Genomic DNA, 24,325 nt, shown 5'->3' with positions numbered 1-24,325 from the left:
TAAGGAAAACACTTTCTTCTCCCTTAAACCTCTTTAAACCTCTGTATCCATTTCACCATGGGCTGTTTGAATAACTGCTTTCCCACGTATTTTAATCGCTGATGTATGCTCAGTAAATTGGGCAATCATCACTTCACCTTTATCCAATTTTTCCGAATGGTGGAATTTTGTGTCTGTCCCTCTTGTAAGACCAATCACTGTAACTCCATCACTTTTCGCTTTGATTACAATAAAATCATTGTTTGTAGAAGATTGACTACTCATGGCAAATCCTCCTAAAATCCAATCCATATCTCATAATAATATCTCATCACATAGCTTGTATTGTCAATGCAAATTTCGAAACATGCCTATTCTTTTATTAATGACAAAACCTCTGCTCTTGCAGCAGTATCCTTTTCAAATATGCCACGAACTGCAGAAGTGACCGTCTTCGAACCTGGCTTTTTAACGCCTCGCATTGTCATACACATATGTTCTGCTTCGACAACAACCATCACTCCATATGGTTTAAGCTTTTCAACAATCGCATCAGCAATGGTTTTTGTAATTCTTTCTTGCAATTGCGGCCTCGAAGCAACAGCTTCAACAGAACGCGCTAATTTGCTTAAGCCCACCACTTTTCCACCCTTTGGAATATAAGCGACATGTGCCGTTCCAAAAAAAGGAACTAAGTGATGCTCGCACATTGAGTAAAATGGTATATCTTTTACTAGTACAAGTTCTTCATGATCTTCGCTAAAAATCGTATCAAAGTATTCTTTTGGATCCTTATTCATCCCAGCAAAAACTTCGGCATACATTTTTGCCACTCGTTTAGGGGTGTCTAAAAGCCCTTCTCGGTTAGGGTCTTCCCCTACTGCTTCAAGTATCATCCGAACCGCTTGTTCGATTTGTTCATGGTTTATGTTCACGCTCTTTCCTCCTATTGCAATCAACAATTGTTCGTCTAATAATAGTGTATCCCGAAACTTAATTATACTATTCTTATTTACATGTTGCCTACAATATCTCAATAAAGTTTAAAAAGTTGCAAAAAGAAAGGCCGCACAGACGTGCGACCCTCGCGAAAGCCCATATGTATTGAATTATTTTACAGCGTCTTTAAGGGCTTTACCTGGTTTGAAAGCTGGAACTTTACTTGCTGGGATTTCAATTTCATCTCCGTTGAGTAGGAACCCGTCGCCTTGCCATATTGCTATGGTAGGTTTACTTGAACCTCTCTCGGAACCGTACGTGCAACTCTCGAAGCATACGGCTCCCCCTCTGAACAACCTAGCCTATAACGAACCTGAGTGTATTTTCCAATGACAATCCTTGCATACAATCAGCGTTTTTCTATTTCTAGCTATCATTTCTTCCATCCATCTACTCTTTTTGGATTTCTTTTTCAAATCCTTGAGTTTATTAACATGGTGTATGTGAAATTCACCATCGATGTCCGAGAACCCGCAAATTTCACACTCACCCGCAGACAGCCTATTTTCAAGCTCAGTACGTCCTCTAAATTTCATAAGGTTAAATACCTTGTCCACGTTTGAATCGGTTGTATAAGGCATTTTAGCCCTTAAAATGGGGTCGTTAAAGAAGTAGATAAACTTCTTCCCCTTTTTGGTGTTGTATTCAACACCCCAACCTTTATCCCTACGTAATTCAGTTCGTATTTTACCCGTAGAAGATTTACGTTTTCTAGCCATAGTGCCTAGGCAACTAAATTCTAGTCCGTAAATGAGGGTACTCATTTGTCTGTGGATATTCTTAGCTATTTTGAAATAGTTGTATATACCTCTTATTTCACTATTGTGAATCATTAGTAATTCCAAATCCGATAGATTAGTGAGACTATATCTCGCCACAGGTTTCCATGAACCATCTTTGTTGAACTTAATGGCTTTTGCCTCTTTCAACCAATTAATTGCATAATCTGATGGCATATAGAATTCTACGTTTCCGTTGGCTTTTCTCATAGCACGACTATATTCAGTTTTCTCAATCTTTGGAGTTCTTGCAGTTAGTTCATAACCTAAGAATTTAGCTCTATTAGTAACGTGAGTTACGAGAGTTTTCTCCTCAGACATTTCTAAATCCAGTTCATCTTTGAGAAACTTACCAATCCTTCTTTTAATCCTTTCAGCGTCTTTTTGCGAACCAATGACACTAATGATGAAATCATCTGCGTATCTCACATAGTTCAGTCGCTTATAGGAAGTATCTTGTGGATCGTAGTAGGGTACTTTTCTAATCTCTTGTTCAAGAGATTTGATTTCTTGTAAAAGTTCTTTTGTAGGTTCTTTTTCATATTTCTTACGTCTTCGATACATCTTTGAATATAATTTCGCATAAGCAGGATTATCTTTCCTATCACTATCACCTTTATCGAAACCATTTTTTAATGTCTCCATAAATTTATCCAATTCATGTAGATAAATATTGGCGAGAATAGGACTCATAATTCCACCTTGCGGTGTCCCTGAATATGTTTTATGAAATATCCAATCTTCCATGTATCCCGATTTTAGAAATTTGTTCATTAACCTCAATAATTTTTCATCTTTGATTCTCTTCTGAAGTAATTTCAGTAGAATATGATGATTAATATTGTCAAAGCAACCTTTAATGTCTCCCTCTACAAACCATTTTGTTCCAGTGAACAAAATGTCTATATCCTTTAGAGCAGTATGACAACTTCTATTAGGTCTAAACCCATGTGAAGTGTCTCTGAAAATTGGTTCATAAATCGCTTCCAGTAGAGACCTAATTACTTCTTGGACTAGTTTGTCCTTAAAGTTTGGCATACCAAGAGGACGTTTTTTACCGTTTTTCTTGGGTATGTAGACTCTCCGTAGTGGAGTAGGCTCATACGTTTCATTTCGTATGCTTTCGATAATTTTATCGATGTCTTTGTTACTGAAACCACTTATAGAAGTTCCATCACTTCCGACAGTACCTGCTCCACTATTCGCGTAAATTTTCCCAATTGCCCTTAGATAGAAATCAGGATTGTACAGATTCCGTATTAATTTTTCAAACCTGTAGGTTTCATCTTCGGCTTGGACGGCTAAGCTGTTCAATACTTTCTCAGAGTTTCTCATAGTGTCTCACACACTCCCTCTTGATTGGTATTGAACTGTCCAGACTATTCCCCTTCGCCATGTGGTAGGCTTTCCCTACCTCGGACTACTATGGGAACTCCGTAACCATATTGGATTTTCAAAGGTCACATACCTTGGTTGCCCTTGGTATCATTCCTTATAGCTATATTACAAGCGCTCCAACTTAGGTTATCCACCGTTATTCGCATCAGCTAGGTATGTTAATTTTCGGATAGGACTTCCGCTCTTAAATCTGTCTTAGATTCGTGCCTATTTTGAATAGATGAATAATCGCCAAACTAGGTACGATTATTCCTAATAGGAAATGGGGCTATAATCCAAGTACCCATTTGCCAACCCAATGCCACCGAGCTATCCTTCGGGTAGTATGACTCTTATCCTTATATTAACTTGGCGTTGCCCCTCAGTCGCAAGTATTGGATTTACTTGACTTGGGTTTTCACCGTCATGCTTTTGTCCTCCTGTGAGTTTCCTCTCAGAGTAAGACGGTTCGCCTATGACCATCTATTATGTCATATGGTACCTTATGCCATTTTCCGATGCGAACGGCTTTATGCCATCCATTCATATGATTATGAAGCTAGGGCATAAAGCGCATCGGTGCGCGCAGTTTGTGGATTGCGGCCTTTACGAGCTGCACGCTCACGTACCTCAAAATTACCAAACCCGATTAATTGAACTTTATCGCCTTGTTGTAATGCGTTCATAATAGCGTCGAAAACAGCATCAACAGCTTTAGTAGCATCTTTCTTTGATAATTCAGTTCCTTCAGCTACTGCATTAATTAAATCTGTTTTGTTCATGCCATTCACCTCCTCCCAAATCCGTTTAGGTAATTACTTTTGTAAAATAGATTACCTGCGTTGTAAATTTCATTTAATAAAAACTACCATCACTATTTTATTAAATAGTTTATGATAGTAATAAATAGCTGTTATTATCGTTGTTAACAGTATTTCCAAATTCTATACATGTTAACAGCTATTTATTGACATGCTAATATTAACCGACAATTGAAGATAATTCAATATTTTTCGGCAGTTTTTTTACATAAACAAGTTAAAACTTCCAATTATGTGACATTTTTTAATAAAAATGAAAAAAAGACTAACGTATGTTAGCCTTAAAGGATAATAGCAATCAATCCACCGGAGCCTTCATTGATAATTCTTTCTAGTGTTTCTTTAAGCTTGTAGCGAGCATTTTCTGGCATTAATGATAATTTCGCTTGAATGCCTTCCCTAACAATAGAGCTTAAAGAACGCCCGAAGATATCGGAGTTCCAAATGGAGAGTGGGTCATCCTCAAAATCTTGCATTAAGTATCGAACGAGCTCTTCACTTTGCTTTTCTGTTCCAATAATTGGCGCAAATTCAGATTCGACATCTACCTTCACCATGTGGATTGAAGGAGCTACCGCTTTTAAACGGACACCAAACCGTGACCCTTGACGAATAATTTCAGGCTCATCTAAGCTCATATCTTGTAAAGATGGCGCGGCAATGCCATATCCGGTTTGTTTAACCATCTTTAAGGCATCGGACACTTGGTCATACTCGGACTTCGCATGGGCAAACTCCTGCATAAGTTGGAGTAGATGATCTTTTCCGCGAATTTCTACACCGACTACTTCTTTTAAGATTTGATCGTAAAGATCGTCTGGTGCGTATAAATCAATTTCAGCAATTCCTTGGCCCATTTCAATGCCTGCAAGACTTGCCTGGTCAATAAAATCATACTCACCAAAATGGCCGACAACACGGTCAACATCTCTTAATCGCTTGATATCTTTTACTGTATCCTTTACTGCTTCTTGATAGCTTTGACGTAACCAGTGCTCCTCTCTTAATACCATTACCCAGCTCGGTAAATTTACATTCACTTCTAAGACAGGGAACTCATATAGTGTTTCACGAAGAACATTGATAACATCCTGTTCCCGCATGCTTTCAACGCTCATTGCTAACACTGGGATATCATATTTTTCATTCAATTCCTGTCTTAAATTCTCTGTGTTAGGGTGGTGCGGATGAACCGTATTAATAATCATAATAAACGGCTTACCAACTTCCTTTAGCTCTTCGATTACACGTTGTTCTGATTCAACATAATCTGAACGAGGGATTTCACCAATCGAGCCATCTGTTGTAATCACGACGCCTAATGTTGAGTGTTCTTGAATAACCTTTCTTGTGCCAATTTCAGCTGCCTCGTGAAAGGGAATCGGCTCTTCATACCATGGTGTATTAATCATCCGTGGGCCATTCTCATCCTCATATCCTTTTGCACCTGGTACTGTATAGCCGACACAATCAACTAATCTAATATTAACCTCTAAGCCGTCAGCAACTGCTACTGCAACTGCTTGATTAGGGACAAACTTTGGTTCAGTTGTCATAATTGTGCGACCTGCAGCACTTTGCGGCAGCTCATCCTGAGCACGAATCTTATCTGCTTCATTTTTGATACTTGGTAGAACAACTAATTCCATAAATTTTTTAATAAACGTGGATTTCCCAGTTCTTACAGCACCCACGACACCCAAATATATATCGCCGCCAGTGCGTTCTGCAATATCTTTAAAAATATCTACTTTTTCCATTTGAACCCCTCCTGCTCTTTGGTTCTGGGTACCATACTTCTTTATAGTTTGTATTAATGTATGATGTTGTCCCAAATAAATATGACCAAAAAAGTATTTTTAATTTTTAATAATCTACTTGAAAATAGTCAAAACTCAAAAAAAACCTGCTCTATAAAAAAAGTATTAACAAAGAGCAGGTTTCATGACTAAAATTCAGTTATTCTGTTAAAAAAATTGGTTCGTTATCTTTCACTGTGTAGGGCACGGAAAAAGCTGGTACAAAGTCATAGTTGTCAACTAATAAATAACGGATATCATCGCCAGTACGATAATCATGTGTAAAATTTTGTAATGCTTCATATAAATCAGAGCTATAATCAATAAATATTTCACCCTTCGTATCTATGAATAAAGCTAAATTTTTCCCAGTGAAGGGACTTTTTACAAATGGCACTTGATCCCTATAGCCGAGCTTCTCGTAATCAAGTGAAAAATAGCCTTTTTCCTTGTCTATAGGTTCTTTATAAGCGGGATAACTATTTCTCTCCCGATAAATTTTGATGCGCAGCTTTAAATCACGAATGACATCAACTGTCGTTAAATCTATTAATTTAACAGTTGGATCTTTTTCAACATTCACTAATACATATTGAAAAATCCCGCCGCCTTCAAAAGCACTGCCCGGCGGTTCAGCAATAAAGCGCGGGCTTAATTTATTAAAATCAATGACATATTTTTGGAATATTGGTGTAGAGCTTTCTTTTGTTTTGATAGGCAGCAATCCACCTTCCACATCTCGAAACTCGTCAACAGCTTTTTGGACCATTTCAATTTGATTTTTGTACGGAATGCGATTTTGGGCAAGTCGATCTTGTGGATATAGACAGCCAGAAAGTAATGAAAGTAATATAATTATACAGGAAAACAAAACAAACTTTTTAAACAACAATAGAACCTCCTTAATCTGGGACTGGCCCGCTAAATACAACAAAAAAGATGATGATACCTGCTAAAATCATTAAAATATAGGCGATTACCGCTATAATTGTACTTAAAATTCCCTTTAGTTTGTACCTACTTAAATAAATTAATAAAACGGAGAAAAACATAAAACCAATGCCAACAAATGAAATATACATTTTTACCATACCTGGGGTCATATACACTCGCTCCTTTTCAAATCGGAGATATTATACCATACCTTGTCCAATCACGATAACTAAAAAAAGCTAAAGCACGGGGCAAATGCTTTAGCAAATGGGTAGACTAAAATATTCCTCTTAATCACAGCTCAACTAATGTGATACACTTTATAGTATGCAAAAAATGATAGGTTGCCTCCTATAAGTGCCTATCCTCCGCTAATTTTCTCAGTCATTTCACCGATAAGGTGAAAATCTAATTGTACATTTTGATTAATAAAGGATTCTACAATTGAATTCTCTAGATTCTCGGAAACAGGAATATTCGCCAGTGTTGACAATTGCTTGATGAGCTTTCGAACTGTATTTTCATCTGCAAAATTCGCTTCTTTAACAGAATCAGCTAATGCAAAAAGATCGGCTGATTTTATATTTGTTTTATCTTCTATTTTATCGAATAACTCCTTATGTTTGAATTCAAATTCACCCACGAGCAAAGCCTCCTTGTCGATTCACTTACGATACTATATGCAAGGAGAAGAAAATAGGTGTTTGCCCTACTTCTTTTTCGTAATTAAAGATAAATCCTCCATTTCGTGGGTTTTGCAACGCCCCATTAATCCTTCCACAGCATCTTTTGGGGGACAATGATTGAAAAGAATATTGTAAATAGCAGTTGTGATTGGCATCTCAATATTTTCTCTTTTAGCCAGCTGATAAGCAGCCTTCGTAGTCCTTACGCCCTCAACGACCATTCCCATATTTTCTAGTACTTCATCAAGTTTATGCCCTTTCCCAAGCAAGTTACCTGCACGCCAGTTACGACTGTGGACACTCGTACATGTTACAATTAAGTCACCAATACCTGTCAAACCGGCAAAGGTTAGTGGGTTTGCTCCTAACTTCGTTCCAAGCCTAGCGATTTCCGCTAATCCTCTTGTAATCAAAGCTGCTTTTGCATTATCACCATAGCCAAGACCATCAGAAATGCCTGCTCCAAGAGCGATAATATTCTTTAAAGCGCCACCAATTTCAACACCGATGATATCCGGGTTCGTATATACGCGAAAATTTGTATTAATAAATAAGTCTTGAATCCTTTCTGCCGCTTGGATATTAGTAGACGAAGCCGTTACCGTTGTTGGCTGTCTTCTGCTAACTTCCTCGGCATGGGAAGGACCGGACAAAACAACGACATCCTCCAATAAATGACTTGGTACTTCTTCTGTAATCATTTCCGAAATTCGCTTTAATGTTTCAGGCTCAATCCCTTTGCTGACATGGCATATAAGGGTCTTGTTTTTAAGGAACGGGACTATTTTTTTTAATACTTCTCTTATCGCTTTTGTAGGTACAGCAAGTATAAGTATTTCATTATTTTGTAGTGCTTCCTCTAAATTAAAATACCCAACAATGCTTGTTGGCAGCTCTATACCTGGTAAATATTTTTCATTTGTATGGCGAGTATTAATTTCTTCCATTTGCTCTTTTCGATGTCCCCAGAACCTAACTTTATGCCCGTTATCGGCAAGAACCATCGCCAACGCCGTTCCCCAGCTCCCAGCGCCAATGACAGCACATTTCCCCATCCTACACCCACTCCTTTAACAATTATTTCTCTTTATGATTTCATTTCCGGGCACGAGCAATAATCTTGATTGGTGAGCCAGTAAACTCAAAAGCCTCACGAATTTTATTTTCTAAAAAACGCGCATAAGAAAAATGCAATAATTCAGGATCATTAACAAAAATAACGAAAGTCGGTGGTTTGACAGCGACTTGGGTGACATAATAAATTTTTAATCTTGTCCCCCTATCAGTTGGGGTTGGATTCATCGCCACCGCATCCATAATAACATCGTTCAAAACATTCGTTTGAACGCGCATATTATGGCTTTCAGCCGCTGTATTAATCATTGGTAGGAGCGTATGAATTCTCTTTTTCGTTTTCGCTGATAAAAACACAATCGGGGCATAGTCCAAAAATTGAAAATGATCTCTAATCTTTTGTTCAAACTCTTTCATTGTTTTTTCATCTTTTTCAACTGCATCCCATTTATTCACAACAATTACAACGGCACGGCCTGCTTCATGAGCGTAGCCAGCAATTTTTTTATCTTGTTCAATAATCCCTCTTTCACCATCTAAAACAACAAGCACAACATCGGAACGTTCGATTGCTTTTAAAGCGCGGAGAACACTATATTTTTCAAGGTTTTCATATACTTTGCCTCTTTTTCTCATACCCGCTGTGTCAATGATGACATATTCCTGGCCTTCGCGCGTCAATTTTGTATCAATCGCATCTCTTGTCGTACCTTCAATGTCGCTTACGATGACCCGTTCTTCCCCTAAAATCGCATTAACTAAAGAGGATTTCCCGACATTTGGACGACCTATTAAACAAAATTGAATAACGGAGTCGTCATACTCTTCTTCACCCTGCTTAGGAAAATGCTTGACAACCTCATCTAATAAATCCCCTAAGCCTAACCCATGGGAGCCTGAAATCGGAAAAGGCTCACCAAAGCCTAATGAATAAAACTCGTAGATTTGATCTTTCATTTCGTGGTTATCAATCTTATTGACTGCTAAAACAATTGGTTTTTTCGAACGAAATAGCAGTTTGGCTACCTCTTCATCAGCGCCAGTCATTCCTTCGCGCCCATTCACCATAAAAATAATCACATCTGCTTCATCAATCGCAATTTCAGCTTGTTGTCTCATCTGTACAAGCAAGGGCTCGTCCCCTATTTCAATCCCACCTGTATCAATAATATTAAACGATTGATTTAGCCATTCTCCAGAACTATAAATACGATCCCTTGTTACCCCTGGTATATCCTCAACAATCGAAATTCTTTCACCCACAACTCTATTAAAAATCGTCGACTTGCCGACATTCGGACGACCGACGATTGCCACTACTGGTTTTGCCATCATAATCTTCCTTTCCTAGACCCTAAGTAAAAAAACCTTCCGAAGCAAGAAGGGAGAAAACAAGCGTAATAATCTAATTCATCTTATCAAATATACACAATACAAACAATCTTTAATGCTTGACAATAATATATAAATCGTCACTAAGGCGGTGGGCAACCCCATCTAAAATGGCTTCGAGAGTTGCTGCAATCGTTTCCATTTCTTCTGTAGTCTCACAAAAAAAAACGGCTGTACCTCCAGCTACCTTTTTTGGATTTGTCGTTATAATGGCTAATATTAATTTTTCTATATCCATTTAAAATTTCATCCCTTCTTATTAGCAGCTGATTCAGCAGGTAATCTAATCGCATTTTCTAATATCGGGACATGACCAATGACCGCTTTTGCTTTTTCTACATCCCGCACTTGCGGCAAGACAAATACAGCAACCCGGCCATCATCAAGATCCCTTTTGGCGATTGGTACTAAAGCGGGTGTGCCTGAATCCCTGAAAATGCCTAAGGCAACCGAAACGTCATGTAAGATTGCTTGGCGTTGGCCAAGATTCGCAATCGTTGGTCTCACATTAAAACTTTTCGGTTTTAAAATAAACCCCATCCCATATTTCAAAATTTCTTCCTGACGCTCAGGTAAACCAACATTCATAATATAAATATTATCGATTAAAAGACCTGCTCCTTCAAAATGCAGTTCATGTTGTTCGATGTCTACAATATCCTTTAGTTTTCCTCCTGCCATTAATATTTTGCAAATCCATAGGCAAATGATGCCAGCAAGTATGGCAGCCCACCAATTAATCGTTATATAGACAAGTGTCGTAATAAACGAGGTAAAAATAACTAAATAATTACGTCCCTCAAAAGCAACGGCAATGCCCTCAATATACGTCTTTCCCCGTGGTACTAATTCATACTCGTCAAGCTCTGAAAGCGTATTACGTTCCATATTACGAACTTCTCGAAACTGCGAGGCAGCTAGTGTCAAAAAAGTAATCGCCGTAAATTCTTGCTTCATGATTGAGGGAATTGCGACAGTCCCTAGCGCTGCCGCAATAAAACCGGTAGCAATATGGATAATCCTCCCATGCAAATAAGTTGGATATTGCCGATAATCTGTTCTTAGCATATAAAGTCTTGCAAGCGTTCCGACAATAACACCAAATATGATGGGGTTAGTAAATTCATGCATTATTGCACCCTCCTTGCTTTTCCTTTATGAAAGGTAGCTTCAAAAAATTGCGCCAATTTTTCAAACGAACTCCAACTGACGATAAAAAAAATAATCACAGCAAGCGCATCTAAAAATGGAAAATCACCAATTTCTATATAAAAGGAAAACTTTTTTAATATAAAAGAATACAATAATTCACCGTTACAAACTCCAATGATGGCAAGGCTCACGCGGTAGTAAAAATCCTCTATAAGCATTAAAGTTAAATAAAGCATAACAAAGGCAAGTAGCCATTTCCGATCAATAATAAGCCAGACAGGATCAAATAATTCAAAGAGCTGAAAACTAGCATAGCCAATTGTGATGATAAGTGAGCAAAATAAATAATACCCGAGACGTAAACCTTTTGCCTTTGTTAGAAAAATAAATGAAAACAATAATAAAACTAAAAATGAGGCATGGACAGAATAGCCTGCAATTTGTAAAAATTGATTACTAACAGTTATTGATAATAAAAGTACAAAACTACTAATCGTTCTTTCCTTACATTTCTTCATTAAAAATGTTGTAAAAACCCAACAAAGCCAAGAAAACCAATAAAAATAAATTCCTTCCACAAAATCACCACCACTAGTCATTATGACTCAAATGATAAATTTTCATTCTTTTGCCAATTAATGAAGCTCTTTATGCGGAATAAACATAGGCAAAAAGCAAATATTATTAAAGAATGGAAATGGAAAGGAGCAAAATTATGGGACGTGACCGTCAAGAGAAGAAGCTTAAACAATCGAAAAAGGTAGCATCTGACCGTGATCCAGAGCTGCACAATAAAGGGGCTACGATGTTAGAAGGCCCTGATGCTTCAAGATCTTTGAATAAATAAGCGCAAAAAAAGAAGGACGCAAATAATCCTTCTTTTTTGTTTACCGATTGCTATATGATTTTGTATCAATCCCACGCTCTTGAAGCCAATGGTGGGTTTTCCCGCTTATAACGACCGCTGCTTTTTGTAGATCCGCGATTGCTCTCGCACCTAAGGCTGTCATGATTAGCTTTAAATTTTCTTCGAGCATTTTTATTTCGTTAACTAAGGCCTCTTCACCATCTGTAACCAAAGTTTTTAAAAACTTGCCGGCAAAAGCTGCTGCAGAAGCTCCTAATGCAATTGATTTGGCAATATCAAGAGCATTTTCCAATCCCCCTGACGCAATGACTGAAATAGATTCTTCCAAAGAGCACGCTTCTGCAATTGAAGCAGCCGTCGGAATACCCCAATCATTAAAAAAAGACAAGCTTGTTTTTCTACGGTTATTTTCGATTTCAGCAAAATTCGTTCCACCAAAACCGCCAACATCGATAATTGAGACACCGACATTTTTAAGCTGTCCAGCTGTTTTGCGGCTTATGCCAAATCCTACTTCTTTAACAATGAGCGGAAGATTTAAATGACGTGCAATCGTTTCAATTCTTGCTAAAGTATCACTGAAATCACGGTCACCTTCTGGCATTGTTAGCTCTTGAATGACATTAAGATGGATTTGCAGCGCATCTGCTTCGACCATCTCAATCGCTGCTTTTGCCTGTTCAAGCGTTGCTTCACTGCCGAGATTTGCAAATATAATCCCGTTTGGATTTTCCTCCCGAACAACCTTGTACGATTTTATTTCATTTTTGTCCTTAATCGCCGCCATTTGTGAGCCAAGTGCCATTGCTACTTGACACTCTTTAGCGACTTGCGCCAGCCTTCGATTAATTTCAACTGTTTTCTCACCACCGCCTCCAGTCATCGCATTGATAAAAATAGGCGAACTTAGATGAAGTTCGCCTATTTGAGTCTTTACTTCTATATCATCGACTGAAAGCTCCGGAATAGAGTGGTGAACAAATTGAACGTCTTCTAGTCCATTAGTATGCTTCGAATGTAATTCTAAAGCATGATGCAAATGCTGTATTTTTCGTTCCGCTCTATTCACGTACCATCACTTCTTTACTATTTTAATTTTTTAAGTTGATCACCAATCATATCACCTAACGAGAAGCCAGATGAGTCCTCCGTTGGTTGATAAGCTTTATAATCTTCCTTTGGATCTTCTTCAAGCAATTCTTTAATACTAAGAGAAATTCTTTGATTCTCTTTATTCATATCGAGAATCTTAACCTTTACCAGTTCACCTTCTTTTAACACCTCATGTGGTGTGCCAATATGGCGGTTGGCTATTTGCGAAATATGAACGAGTCCTTCAACACTAGGAGCTACTTCAACAAATGCTCCAAAGCTTACTAAACGTTTTACGATTCCTTCCACAATATCCCCTTGCTTAAATTCAATAACATCCCACGGGCCTGGCAATGTTTCTTTAATTGACAATGAGATTCTTTCATTTTCTTTATCAATGGAAAGTACTTTTACATTTACCTTTTGACCTTCTGCAACTACATCAGACGGCTTCTCAACATGTTGATGTGCTAACTGGGAAATATGTACTAACCCATCAATTCCGCCAATATCAACAAAAACGCCAAATTCAGCGATTCGTTGTACCGTTCCTTCTAATACTTGCCCAACGTGTAAAGAATCAATTGTATCTTGTTTCCTTAAAGCAATTTCATCATCAAGAACAGCACGATGAGAAAGAATCACACGATTTTTTTCACGGTCTAACTCGACAACTTTTAATTTTAATTTTTTTTCCTTGTAGTCAGAAAAATCTTCAACAAAATGCCGCTCCACTAATGAAGCTGGTATAAAGCCGCGGACACCAATATCAACAACTAAACCGCCTTTTACTACATCTTTTACTTCTGCTTCAAACACTTCACCTGTTTCAAACTTTTTCTCAAGTTCATCCCAAGCTTTTTCGGCATCAACAGCTTTTTTAGAAAGAATGATTTCTTCTTCTTCCACTTTTGTTACCTTCAGCGTCAGTTCATCACCAACTTGAACAACATCGCCTGCTTTCTCAATATGTAAACTAGAAAGTTCGCTTATTGGTACAATACCTTCGACCTTAAAGCCAATATCAACTAGCACATGCTTATCTTCAACTTTTGTAACTTTACCATTAACAGCATCCCCTACTAGAAATGCTCTAACCTCTAAATTTTGATTCATTTCTTCCGTCATAAAAAAACCTCCTCCATCCACAAACAACAGTATGTTTTATAGAAAAAAAAACAGTCTTTCTAATTAACTTCTAATAAACGATACATTTTGTCAAGTAGAACGCCTCATGTTAGCGATTATTTTCAAGCAAGTCACGAATGGCTTCCATGATGAAATCTGTTGCTTCTTGCGCTGATAATTTATTGGCGCGAACAGCTTCAAAATCGATTGGCTTACCATATACTACCTTTATCTTACTAAAGCGTTTATATGGTCCTATGACGGCACAAGGCACAATAGCAGCATTGGATCGTAAAGCAAAAAATCCTGCGCCAGCAAGGCCGGTGCCTAATTCACCTGTCTTCGATCTCGTACCTTCTGGAAAGAGCCCCAAAACATGACCTTCCTTTAGCAACGAAAGTCCTGCTTTCAGTGCATTTCGATCACTCATCCCCCGCTTGACAGGAAAGGCTCTTATACCATGCATAATCGTTTTCAAAACAGGTATTTTAAAAAGCTCTTCTTTAGCCATAAAGTTTATATCCCTTGGACAGGTTACACCAACAAGTGGCGGGTCATTATTTGATATATGATTACTGCAGAGTAAAACGCCGCCGTCTTTCGGGACATTCTCTGCACCAATGACTTCTATTTTGTAAAGAGATCTTAGGTAAACACCGCAAAGTGCTTTCCCAAACCTATAAAGCCACAATAATCTCAACTCCTCTCTTCGATAATCTGAATGACCTTATCAATGACTTGTTCGATTGAAAGAGAGGTCGTATCAATTTCAATCGCGTCCTCAGCTTTTTTTAATGGTGCCGCGGTTCTCTCTGAATCTAATTTGTCTCTAAGAATAATCTCTTCTTTTAATTTCTCTAAATCTGTTTGAATTCCTTTTTGTAAATTTTCGGAAAATCTTCTTTTTGCTCTTTCCTCAACAGATGCAATCATAAAAATCTTAACTTCCGCATCTGGCAGTACATGGGTGCCAATATCACGGCCATCCATGACAACACCGCCTTCTTCAGCTAGCTGTTGTTGCCTTCTGACCATAACCTTTCGAATCCTAGGATGTTTCGATACAATCGAAACATGGTTTGTTACATCATTTTCACGAATTTCCTTTGTAACGTCTTCCCCATCGATGAACACTTTTCCACCTTGATTAGCTGCTTCAAGGGTGATATGTGTACTACCTAATAAATCCACTAATTGTTTCTCATCTTCTAAATCGACATTATTTTGCAAAGCTTTATATGTAAGGGCACGGTACATCGCGCCAGTATCAATATAGATAAAAGAACACTTTTCGGCTATGCGTTTCGCAACCGTACTCTTTCCCGCCGCCGCAGGTCCATCAATAGCCACTTTCATTTTTTTCAAAAAAAATCACCTCAAGTTGATAAGTCAAGATTACATTTTATATACGGATAAAAAAAAGCAGGTGAACCCCTGCGCATTATCTGTTCATTGTTTCAATTATCTCTGAATACTGATCTTTCATGACACCTTCATAGTAAATAATTTTGCTTACATACGGTGCCAGAACTGGATTAGAAATGAACCATTGACCAATAATTAAAAAGAATAAATGCAGGATGACGAGTATAAATATGTATTTTTCAACTATCTTCAATTCAAACACCAACCATTTTTCGGTTAGTATTTCACCTTTATTCGCAAGTATGCATTATCGTCCTCTTTTTCTCTCACTTAATTGCTTATCAAAACAATAACGCGTAATTTGTTGAGTTTCAGATTGACTTAAATTAAGAAACTGAATCGATACGATATCTTTGCTTCCCTTTGTTCCAGAAATAATTCGAATAGTTTTGCAAAGAGCCTTAATATAATAGTATTCACCATTAGATAAAGGTAGTACTAAGTAACAAAATAATTGCATTTGGGATTTGATTTTATGATTTGTTGGTAGTAAGATAGCCGCTCCACCAGCACTAATATCTACTGTAATCGATGTAAAAGGCTGAAAATCCTCGTTATTAACCGGATGCACAGCAATATCCAATGTCGAATCAATGCGAACAAACTCTCTTCTTTGAATACGAAGTAGTTTTTCTTTACCTGGATAGCTAATGATAATCATTGGTATATTTTCCTTTTTTCTGCCAACAATCTGAGAATCGAACATATAGACAGCGCTGTCTTTTGCATGAAATGAAACTCTAATTTCCGTTCCATCCAAAAAAAAGGCAATCTTTCCCGTCTTTTCACTAACTGGATAATCAATAAATAGTTGCTCTCCTCTGCGATCAACTATTTTGCTTCTAAACCTTTCGAATTCATCAGCGTTTTTTATTTCAATACTTAGTGTATCCCCTACATTTAGCAACGATTATCACCTCCATATACGATGCTACTCATTAAAATATTATCTCATGGAAGTAAAAAAAGGAAAAGCCTATTCAAAGACTTTTCCTTTAATTTCCCACTACATTTTATACTTGATCGTAGATTGGCTCTGCATTCCTTAATTTTTCTACCTTTTCCTCGGAGCCATCAATCGCATTAATATAAATTCGGTACGTATCATTATGAACCGTTCCTAAAATTTCATAACAAAGAACTTCCTTACCGATATCATTGTTAATAATCGCCAAACGATTTTCCATCACCTTTACCGCAGGGTTGACTTTTTGCATAGCTTGCTCTATTGGAATTTTCGCTTTAGGAATTGTTCTTTTATGATGTGCCATTAAATAATCATTGGCTGAAAAACCAATAATATCCCCATTATCAAGTGCCACCTTTACCCTTATGGAATCAGGGTAAATCCTAACATTGTCTTCGATCGCAACAAAAGTGAAAACACCAACTGAATCATATTGAGTACTTTCAAAAAGCTGTATATCTGTAAAGTTTTGGGTATTCAAGTAATCTTTAGCCTTATCGGCAGCATCATTTAAGCTTATTCTTTCCTCTCTAACTTCACGATGATTTATTACCCAAATAGGATAGCCGCCTTTTTTCGTAATATCCATATAAACTTCCGAATCCTCTTTCGGTGTATGGATGACTAGACTATAAAATCCATAATTCGAGCCATCACCATTTTCACTAACATCAATTGCTGCATTTTCTTTTATTTGCAAAAATTTTCTAGCAATATTGATTGCTTCTTGCTTAGATATCTCTTTTCCTTCCAAATATCGGAACTCATTATCATTTTTTGCGTTCATTTGTGTAAACTCAGGACCAAAATTACTTTCAGAATATCCCTCGACATTTTTTTCAACTGTTTTAAAACCATCGATAATCGTATTATCTTTATTTTCCTTTTCTGAAGCTAAAGCCAGTTCAACATCCATCCATCTTAAATTGTTCGTAATAACTTGATGCTGTACTTTTCTTAGCTCCTGTTGAATCTCTGTAGCATGATTGTATAATTGCTGCAATGTTTTATATTCCCCATCTGTTAATGGCTCCTTTTCTAAGTCACGAACAGCTGTCCGATACGAAAAATCGCCAATCTTCGATAGAAATTCCTCTGTCTTATTAAATGGCAAAAGGGAGAGTGGCAGTTGGCCAACATTATTGTGAGCATCAGATGTAATTCTCCACACATCTGCTAATGCTGGAGAAAGCTGCATTCTCGAATTCATTGCTAAAGTAGTTCCAATTTTATCTTGCAGAAGGTCCATTTGGTACGTCAAATCATGAAAGGCACGTTGATAATTGTTTTCGGCATGAATTAAGATTGCGTTTTTTTCTTGATGCTCCTGATAACCCCAAAATCCAGTACCTATAACAACGACTGCGAAAAATAATAATAATATGATTCGAAGCAAAAGCAATCACCCCTTTTTTACATACAGAAAATATGATCTCCGATTCTTTTTATTTGTGGTCTACCCCAAATCCAAGCTGATGTAGCTGTATTAGGGTTAAAATAATAAAGTGCATTTCCGGTCGGATCCCAGCCATTGATAGCATCAATAACAGCTTTTTTAGATGTTTCATCAGGTGTTAGCCAAATTTGTCCATCGGCAACCGCCGTAAAGGCACCTGGTTCAAAAATAACACCTGAAACTGTATTCGGAAATGATGGACTGTTAATGCGGTTTAAAATAACGGCCGCAACTGCTACTTGTCCAATATACGGCTCACCTCTTGATTCTCCATGAACAGCATTGGCCATTAATTTAATATCATTTTGTGAAAATCCGTTCGGCACGTTGACTGCAGTTGGTTTACTAGATGGTGTTTGCTTTTGAACAGTTTGCTTCTGAGCATTTTGCTTTTGATTATTCACATTTGACGCATTTTTTTTGACTTGCTGTTCTTTTGGTGTACCGCCATAGTACGTAATGCTATTGCCTTTATTGACGTTACTCTCCACAAAATACTTATCATATTTTGATGCTTTCACTAATTTTTGTTTTGTTGATTGACCAGCAAGACCATCAATGGGCAAACCAAAATCGTTTTGGAAATTTCTTAATGCCCAATATGTACCCCACCCAAATACACCGTCTATTTTCCCGTGATAAAAGCCTACATATTGCAGTCTAGCTTGTAATTCAATAACATCCGTACCAACAGCTCCAATTCGAATAATCTGATTTGAAAAAGCGCTCACTTCATCTTCTTTTGTAGCTGATGCAGTAATTCCGACAAATAGTGTTAAAACTAGCAAATGTTTCATCAATGTTTTACAACACATCTTTTGACAATCCCCCTTATTAGGAATGTTTGCTATCCTTATTTTCCGTAGAAATTGTTATTTTATGCATGAAAAAACACGAGGATGGCCCCTTTCTAGAGTCAACCTCGTGTTTATTGCGATAATTTATTTTTTTGTTCGAATAAAGGTATGATTTGTGCTTCATCCAATTTATTAGCCTCTTTCATTTTCCTTAAAGCATTCATCCACATTAGAAGCATAAACGGAACAATTAAATAAAGCCAATATTCTTTTAGCACTAATATAATAAAATCATACGTACCATGCAGGAAAATAGGCAAAAACACTGAAAATGCAAGCCAGACTTTTTTCTTTTCACCACTGGCAAACTTTGCCTTCCCTAAATAAAAACCCATTATAACTCCAAAAAGGGCATGGCTTGAAACAGGCAATAAGGCCCTACTGAAAGCAAATTCAACCCCATTTGCAATTAAATATAAAATATTTTCAACCGTTGCAAAACCTAGAGAAACTGCAACACCATAAACGATGCCATCATATCTTTCATTAAATTCCGTATGTTCGAAAATTGTAAAATATAAAATAAACCATTTAAAAAATTCTTCTAGCAACCCAGATAGTATATAGGCGTTACTCCAATCGCTTTGAAAAACACCTTCGCTCGAAAATGCATATTGAATAAACATAATCGGAAATACGAGTAAGGCACCATAAATCATCGTTCGAACAACCATTCCTATCGGCTCAGCTTCAAATTTATCTTTTAAATAAAAGTAACAAAGAAGTGCAAGCCCTGGGGCTATTCCACTTGAGATTATCGCTAACATTTAGATGAAATAATCCTTTCTATAAGCCTTATTTATAATTCAATCGTACCATGAATCATAGGCTGGATGAAAGGAGAAAAATTTTACTGGAAATTATCGTTTAAAATGCTCTTGCGTTACTTTTTCAACAGTTGCTAATAAGACAGCTAATTTTATGCGAGCTTTTTTACTATCATAATCCTCCCCTAAGAGGACACCGTTTTGTTGTAAATCATAAGCGCTTCCGGGATAAGCATAGGCAGGATAGACTTTCCCTTCTTCAGCGCTTGTCGTTATAACGACGACGATTCCGGCTTTAATCGCGCTTTTAATTGAATTCATCATCAAAGGCGCTACCTGGCCCCTTCCTACGCCTTCCAAGATAATTCCCTTTGCTCCAGCCTGTAAGGCTGCATCAACTAACACGCCATCTACTCCTGAATAGCATTTAATAATATCAACACGCGGGATTTGTTTGACAATAAGGTAATTGTCTTTATAAACTGGCCTTTGGTAAATGCTGACAACATTATTATCAATAATGCCAAGATACCCATAGCCAAAGGACTCAAATCCTTGGATGTTCGAGGCGTGAACTTTTTTTACATATTTTGCTGAATAAATCCGCTCGTTAAAGACAACGACGACACCTGCATGGGTTAATTCTTTATTTACAGCGGCATAAATCGAATTCCTAAGATTAGAGTATACATCCGTACCAATTTCCTGCGGTGAACGCTGTGAGCCGGTGACGACGATTGGACGCTGGTCATTAATCGTTAAATCAAGAAAATAAGCCGTTTCCTCCAACGTATCTGTTCCATGGGTGATGACAACACCACAGATTGATTCATCCTTCAACTCCGAAATAATTGCACTTCGAATTTTTAGCATTAAATCGAAATCAATATGCATGCTTGGCTTTTGTATTACATCAACAATTTTGACCCCGATATCGTCAGGTAGATGGCATAATGTTGCTAATTCTTCACCTGACATCGCACCTGAATGTAATAATCCTTTCGAAATCTCTTTACTGGCAATTGTTCCACCCGTGGTAATTAAGGCAATTTTCTTTTTCAACTTCTTCACCCTTTACATTTTTCCACTTAAACAATTAGCAATGAACTCACCATGAAACCGACCGTTTTCAATAAAAATTTCATTAGCATTATTGCCAGCGGCAATCACCCCAGCAATAAAAATCCCAGAGATATTTGTTTCCATTGTGTCTGCATTAAAAAGTGGACGCCCTGTTTCCTCATCGACGCCAACTCCCATGTCCTTTAAAAAAGCATGATCTGGTTTATAGCCAGTCATCGCAAAGACAAAATCATTTTTAATTGTTTTTTCCTCACCTTTTACTGTATAGATGACAGACTCATTTGTGATTTCCTTCACAAATGAGTTAAACTCCATTTTTATGTAACCATCACGAATTAACGATTCAAACTCAGGCAAAATCCATGGTTTAATACTTCCAGAAAATTCACTACCACGATACAAAACCGTAATGCTTTTCGCACCAGCTTTATGAAGCTCAAGGGCGGCATCAACGGCCGAGTTTTTTCCACCAACAATCACAACATCTGTATTAAAATATAGATGGGCCTCTTTAAAATAATGCATCACCTTTGGCAAATCTTCACCACGAACATCCATATAATTCGGGTTATCATAATACCCTGTGGCAATGACAACGTATGTCGCGCTATATGTATGTTCTTCTCCATTTTTCTTTTTCGTATGAACAATAAACTGTTGTTCTCCCGTTTTTTCCACGCTCTTTACCCGCTCAAACGTGTTAATGCGGAGCGCTTTTCGTTTTACGACTTCACGATAATAACATAAGGCTTGATTTCTTGTTGGTTTTCGATTTTCGGAAACAAATGGTACATCACCAATTTCTAATTTTTCACTAGCACTAAAAAAAGTTTGGTGTGTAGGATATTCGTAAACCGCATTTACAACATTTCCTTTTTCAATGACAAGTGGCTTAAAACCTTTGTTCCCAAGAGCAATTGCCGCAGCCAAGCCACAAGGTCCGCCCCCAATAATAATGATATCTTCCTTTTTCATAATGATTCCTCCTCAAACAGAAGAATCCTCGTAGCAACGAGGACCCTCTTCATCTTTTTTCTGTCTAAATCCAGCCTCTGAAACGCGATGCTTCGGCCATCTTACGCACACCAACCATATAGGCTGCTAATCTCATATCAACTTTTCTCGTTTGCGCTGTATCATAAACATTATTAAATGCTTTCACCATTACTTTTTCCAGCTTTTCTTCGACTTCTTCCTCGGACCAATAATAGCCTTGGTTATTTTGGACCCATTCAAAATAAGAAACCGTGACCCCTCCGGCACTTGCAAGTACATCTGGAACAAGTAAAATGCCGCGTTCTGTTAATATTTTCGTTGCTTCTAATGTAGTAGGGCCATTCGCTGCTTCTACAATAATTTTTGCCTGAATACCATTGGCATTTTCTTCAGTAATTTGATTTTCAATCGCCGCTGGTACTAAAATATCGCAATCTATCTCTAAAAGCTCTTTATTTGTAATCGTATTTTTAAATAACTTTGTTACTGTTCCAAAGCTATCACGACGATCTAAAAGGTAATCAATATCAAGTCCATTTGGGTCATGAAGGGCGCCATACGCATCAGAAATGCCAATCACCTTCGCACCAGCATCATGCATAAATTTCGACAAAAAGCTGCCTGCATTTCCAAATCCTTGAACAACAACCCGTGCGCCTTTTATATCGATACCTTTTTTCTTTAAAGCTTCATAAATACAAATGGTCACACCTTTAGCAGTGGCTGACTCACGTCCGTGGGATCCACCAAGAACGATTGGTTTCCCGGTAATAAAACCTGGGTTATTAAATTCATCGATACGGCTATATTCATCCATCATCCATGCCATAATTTGCGAGTTTGTAAATACATCTGGCGCCGGAATATCTTTAGTAGGACCAACAATTTGACTAATTGCCCGAACATAACCACGGCTTAAATTCTCTAACTCTCTAAATGACATATCACGAGGGTCGCAAATAATACCACCTTTTCCACCGCCATATGGCAAGTCAACAATGCCACACTTTAAACTCATCCAAATTGACAGCGCATTTACTTCATTTTCTGTTACCCCTGGATGAAAACGTACACCGCCTTTTGTAGGACCGACTGCATCATTATGTTGGGCACGGTAGCCAGTAAAAAGTTTGACCGATCCATTATCCATCCGAACGGGAATTCTAACAGTCATCATTCGCAAAGGCTCCTTGAGAAGTTCATAAAACTCCTCAGAATAACCGAGCTTATCTAATGCATTTTTAATGACTGTTTGCGTTGATTTCAAGACATCTAGCTTATCTTCATTTCCAATTCCTGCTTTATCGGCTGCCATGAAATTTTCCCTCCTAAAGAATCATCAGACTATACGGTTATATTTTACATACATTACTATAAGTATACATATCAGGATATTCCATGCAACGGTTTTTACACCCTATTTTAGCGATAGTTGTAGGAGCGTTTCAATCATATCTTCATAGGATAAGCCAATTTCACGGGCGGCATCTGGGAATAAGCTAGTCGGCGTCATACCAGGTAATGTGTTGACCTCTAAGAGCACAGGTAAGCTTCCATCATGTGGAACAATAAAGTCCGTTCGTGAATACGTTTTACAGTCTAGTGATTGATGAGCTAACACGGCCATATTTTGTAGATATTCTGTAATATCATCACTTACTCTTGCAGGAATAATATGTTCACTCATGCCTGGGGCATATTTTGATTCATAATCATAATATTTATTCTTTGGCACGATTTCAATGACAGGCAAGGCTTGCTCTTTTCCTTTTTCACCTAAAACAGCAACCGTTACTTCCATGCCATCAATAAACTCTTCAATTAATAAATTTTCATCATGTTTAAAGCCTTCTTCAACTCCAGCCATTAATTCTTGTTCATTATGTGCAATCGTTAAGCCGATTGTAGAACCTTCACAAGCAGGTTTGACAACAGCGGGATATTCTAATTCAAATTGAAAGCTATCACGATTAAATGTAGCCGCATTTAATGTTTGATCTTTAGCAACGCGGATTCCCTCTCGTTCCAATATTCTTTTTGCCTTCACTTTATTCATCGCTAAAGCAGAACCTAGCACACCAGAGCCAACATAAGGAATATTAAGCAAATCTAAAAGGCCTTGAATTCTACCATCCTCACCGAAGCGTCCATGCAAGCCGATAAAAACAATATCAACATCTAATGTTATTAATTCATTGATTTTACTTGGGTTAAAATCAATGCCGATTACTTCATGCCCTTTCTTTTGCAGGGCGTTCATGATGCCTTTGCCAGAAGATAACGAAACTTCACGCTCCCCTGATGTTCCCCCATATAATACAGCGACTTTCATAAGTAATATTCCACTCCTTGCCAAAATGACATTTTAATGATGCACACATATGTTATCGTATTCGGAAATTTATAGATGAGTGCCTATTTAATTATCATATCACTTGTTGTATGTAAGACAAATCATTATTTGTTACTCAGTCGCAATAATGTACTTAAGAATATAAATTGATAAGTTGACTCTTTTCAAATTCACCTAAAAATACAGCAATAAAGTCGTTTGAATTTATATGTTACTCATACGAATAGGTAAGGGTTTGAGGTTATCGCTCCCTTTTCCCCTCGTTCACACCGTACGTGAGACTTTCATCTCATACGGCGTTCCAACTAATCCAATTCATTCAGTTCTATGTACATGATGAAG

General features: G+C 37.5%; 27 protein-coding genes and 1 pseudogene. 1 reads left to right on the top strand and 27 read right to left on the bottom strand.

Annotated features, from left to right (window positions below; translation table 11 throughout):
- Window positions 1-33: 33 nt before the first annotated feature.
- The 14 genes and pseudogenes from mtrB to GX497_07985 all read right to left on the bottom strand — a co-directional run bounded on the left by mtrB (window position 34) and on the right by GX497_07985 (window position 11,569).
- Entirely contained in the window at window positions 34-264 is a 231-nt protein-coding gene (gene mtrB, locus GX497_08050) for a trp RNA-binding attenuation protein MtrB (GenBank protein ID HHY73164.1), read from the bottom strand.
- Window positions 265-350: 86 nt separating this feature from the next.
- Window positions 351-914 (bottom strand): GTP cyclohydrolase I FolE, encoded by a 564-nt coding sequence (gene folE, locus GX497_08045; GenBank protein HHY73163.1) that lies wholly within the window; start codon window positions 912-914, stop codon window positions 351-353.
- Window positions 915-1,088: 174 nt separating this feature from the next.
- Window positions 1,089-1,166, bottom strand: a pseudogene (locus tag GX497_08040) (HU family DNA-binding protein).
- A 114-nt stretch (window positions 1,167-1,280) separates the two neighbouring features.
- Window positions 1,281-3,092, bottom strand: a complete 1,812-nt coding sequence (locus GX497_08035; GenBank protein HHY73162.1) for a hypothetical protein — start codon at window positions 3,090-3,092, stop codon at window positions 1,281-1,283.
- 593 nt (window positions 3,093-3,685) lie between these two features.
- A complete protein-coding gene (locus GX497_08030) occupies window positions 3,686-3,916 on the bottom strand; it encodes an HU family DNA-binding protein (GenBank protein ID HHY73161.1) in 231 nt (76 codons plus the stop codon).
- A gap of 320 nt (window positions 3,917-4,236) precedes the next feature.
- On the bottom strand, window positions 4,237-5,715 hold the full coding sequence (gene spoIVA, locus GX497_08025; protein HHY73160.1) for a stage IV sporulation protein A: 1,479 nt from the start codon (window positions 5,713-5,715) through the stop codon (window positions 4,237-4,239).
- 199 nt (window positions 5,716-5,914) lie between these two features.
- On the bottom strand, window positions 5,915-6,643 hold the full coding sequence (locus GX497_08020; protein HHY73159.1) for a hypothetical protein: 729 nt from the start codon (window positions 6,641-6,643) through the stop codon (window positions 5,915-5,917).
- 13 nt (window positions 6,644-6,656) lie between these two features.
- Complete coding sequence (locus GX497_08015; GenBank protein ID HHY73158.1) at window positions 6,657-6,857, bottom strand: DUF2768 domain-containing protein; 201 nt, start codon at window positions 6,855-6,857, stop codon at window positions 6,657-6,659.
- A gap of 191 nt (window positions 6,858-7,048) precedes the next feature.
- Window positions 7,049-7,330 carry a stage VI sporulation protein F gene (locus GX497_08010; protein HHY73157.1) on the bottom strand — a complete coding sequence of 94 codons (282 nt, stop codon included), beginning with the start codon at window positions 7,328-7,330 and terminating at the stop codon, window positions 7,049-7,051.
- Window positions 7,331-7,396: 66 nt separating this feature from the next.
- Window positions 7,397-8,428 (bottom strand): NAD(P)H-dependent glycerol-3-phosphate dehydrogenase, encoded by a 1,032-nt coding sequence (locus GX497_08005; protein HHY73156.1) that lies wholly within the window; start codon window positions 8,426-8,428, stop codon window positions 7,397-7,399.
- A 40-nt stretch (window positions 8,429-8,468) separates the two neighbouring features.
- Window positions 8,469-9,779, bottom strand: a complete 1,311-nt coding sequence (locus tag GX497_08000) for a ribosome biogenesis GTPase Der (protein ID HHY73155.1) — start codon at window positions 9,777-9,779, stop codon at window positions 8,469-8,471.
- 112 nt (window positions 9,780-9,891) lie between these two features.
- Window positions 9,892-10,077, bottom strand: coding sequence for a hypothetical protein (locus GX497_07995; protein ID HHY73154.1), 186 nt, complete (start codon window positions 10,075-10,077; stop codon window positions 9,892-9,894).
- A gap of 8 nt (window positions 10,078-10,085) precedes the next feature.
- On the bottom strand, window positions 10,086-10,970 hold the full coding sequence (locus GX497_07990) for a hypothetical protein (GenBank protein HHY73153.1): 885 nt from the start codon (window positions 10,968-10,970) through the stop codon (window positions 10,086-10,088).
- Entirely contained in the window at window positions 10,970-11,569 is a 600-nt protein-coding gene (locus GX497_07985) for a hypothetical protein (GenBank protein HHY73152.1), read from the bottom strand. The genes GX497_07990 and GX497_07985 overlap by 1 nt, the downstream gene beginning before the upstream one ends.
- A gap of 137 nt (window positions 11,570-11,706) precedes the next feature.
- On the opposite strand from GX497_07985, the gene GX497_07980 reads away from it, so the two are divergent.
- Window positions 11,707-11,838 carry a YpzI family protein gene (locus tag GX497_07980; protein ID HHY73151.1) on the top strand — a complete coding sequence of 44 codons (132 nt, stop codon included), beginning with the start codon at window positions 11,707-11,709 and terminating at the stop codon, window positions 11,836-11,838.
- Between the two features lie 40 nt (window positions 11,839-11,878).
- Here GX497_07980 and GX497_07975 read toward each other — a convergent pair whose 3' ends face one another.
- From GX497_07975 to GX497_07915, 13 genes are all read right to left on the bottom strand, one after another.
- On the bottom strand, window positions 11,879-12,928 hold the full coding sequence (locus GX497_07975) for a type 2 isopentenyl-diphosphate Delta-isomerase (GenBank protein HHY73150.1): 1,050 nt from the start codon (window positions 12,926-12,928) through the stop codon (window positions 11,879-11,881).
- Window positions 12,929-12,945: 17 nt separating this feature from the next.
- Complete coding sequence (rpsA, locus tag GX497_07970) at window positions 12,946-14,079, bottom strand: 30S ribosomal protein S1 (GenBank protein HHY73149.1); 1,134 nt, start codon at window positions 14,077-14,079, stop codon at window positions 12,946-12,948.
- Between the two features lie 109 nt (window positions 14,080-14,188).
- Window positions 14,189-14,770 (bottom strand): 1-acyl-sn-glycerol-3-phosphate acyltransferase, encoded by a 582-nt coding sequence (locus GX497_07965; GenBank protein HHY73148.1) that lies wholly within the window; start codon window positions 14,768-14,770, stop codon window positions 14,189-14,191.
- Between the two features lie 5 nt (window positions 14,771-14,775).
- On the bottom strand, window positions 14,776-15,435 hold the full coding sequence (locus GX497_07960; protein ID HHY73147.1) for a (d)CMP kinase: 660 nt from the start codon (window positions 15,433-15,435) through the stop codon (window positions 14,776-14,778).
- A gap of 85 nt (window positions 15,436-15,520) precedes the next feature.
- A complete protein-coding gene (locus GX497_07955; GenBank protein HHY73146.1) occupies window positions 15,521-15,697 on the bottom strand; it encodes a YpfB family protein in 177 nt (58 codons plus the stop codon).
- Window positions 15,698-15,751: 54 nt separating this feature from the next.
- Entirely contained in the window at window positions 15,752-16,411 is a 660-nt protein-coding gene (locus GX497_07950) for a pilus assembly protein PilZ (GenBank protein ID HHY73145.1), read from the bottom strand.
- A gap of 106 nt (window positions 16,412-16,517) precedes the next feature.
- Window positions 16,518-17,867, bottom strand: coding sequence for a germination protein YpeB (ypeB, locus tag GX497_07945; protein ID HHY73144.1), 1,350 nt, complete (start codon window positions 17,865-17,867; stop codon window positions 16,518-16,520).
- A 17-nt stretch (window positions 17,868-17,884) separates the two neighbouring features.
- Window positions 17,885-18,742 carry a spore cortex-lytic enzyme gene (sleB, locus tag GX497_07940; GenBank protein HHY73143.1) on the bottom strand — a complete coding sequence of 286 codons (858 nt, stop codon included), beginning with the start codon at window positions 18,740-18,742 and terminating at the stop codon, window positions 17,885-17,887.
- Window positions 18,743-18,855: 113 nt separating this feature from the next.
- Window positions 18,856-19,551: an intramembrane metalloprotease PrsW gene (gene prsW / locus GX497_07935; protein HHY73142.1), complete on the bottom strand. Its 696-nt coding sequence runs from the start codon at window positions 19,549-19,551 to the stop codon at window positions 18,856-18,858.
- 93 nt (window positions 19,552-19,644) lie between these two features.
- Complete coding sequence (locus tag GX497_07930) at window positions 19,645-20,613, bottom strand: asparaginase (GenBank protein HHY73141.1); 969 nt, start codon at window positions 20,611-20,613, stop codon at window positions 19,645-19,647.
- Between the two features lie 12 nt (window positions 20,614-20,625).
- Entirely contained in the window at window positions 20,626-21,609 is a 984-nt protein-coding gene (gene ypdA, locus GX497_07925; GenBank protein ID HHY73140.1) for a YpdA family putative bacillithiol disulfide reductase, read from the bottom strand.
- Window positions 21,610-21,673: 64 nt separating this feature from the next.
- Window positions 21,674-22,945 carry a Glu/Leu/Phe/Val dehydrogenase gene (locus GX497_07920; GenBank protein ID HHY73139.1) on the bottom strand — a complete coding sequence of 424 codons (1,272 nt, stop codon included), beginning with the start codon at window positions 22,943-22,945 and terminating at the stop codon, window positions 21,674-21,676.
- Between the two features lie 102 nt (window positions 22,946-23,047).
- Window positions 23,048-23,962 carry a D-alanine--D-alanine ligase gene (locus tag GX497_07915; protein HHY73138.1) on the bottom strand — a complete coding sequence of 305 codons (915 nt, stop codon included), beginning with the start codon at window positions 23,960-23,962 and terminating at the stop codon, window positions 23,048-23,050.
- Window positions 23,963-24,325 lie beyond the last annotated feature (363 nt).

The sequence above is a fragment of the Bacillus sp. (in: firmicutes) genome (assembly GCA_012842745.1).
In the GTDB taxonomy this organism is placed as follows: domain Bacteria; phylum Bacillota; class Bacilli; order Bacillales; family Bacillaceae_J; genus Schinkia.
The sequence above is the reverse complement of the archived record's forward strand: the minus strand, read 5'-3'. Positions and strand labels throughout refer to the sequence as shown.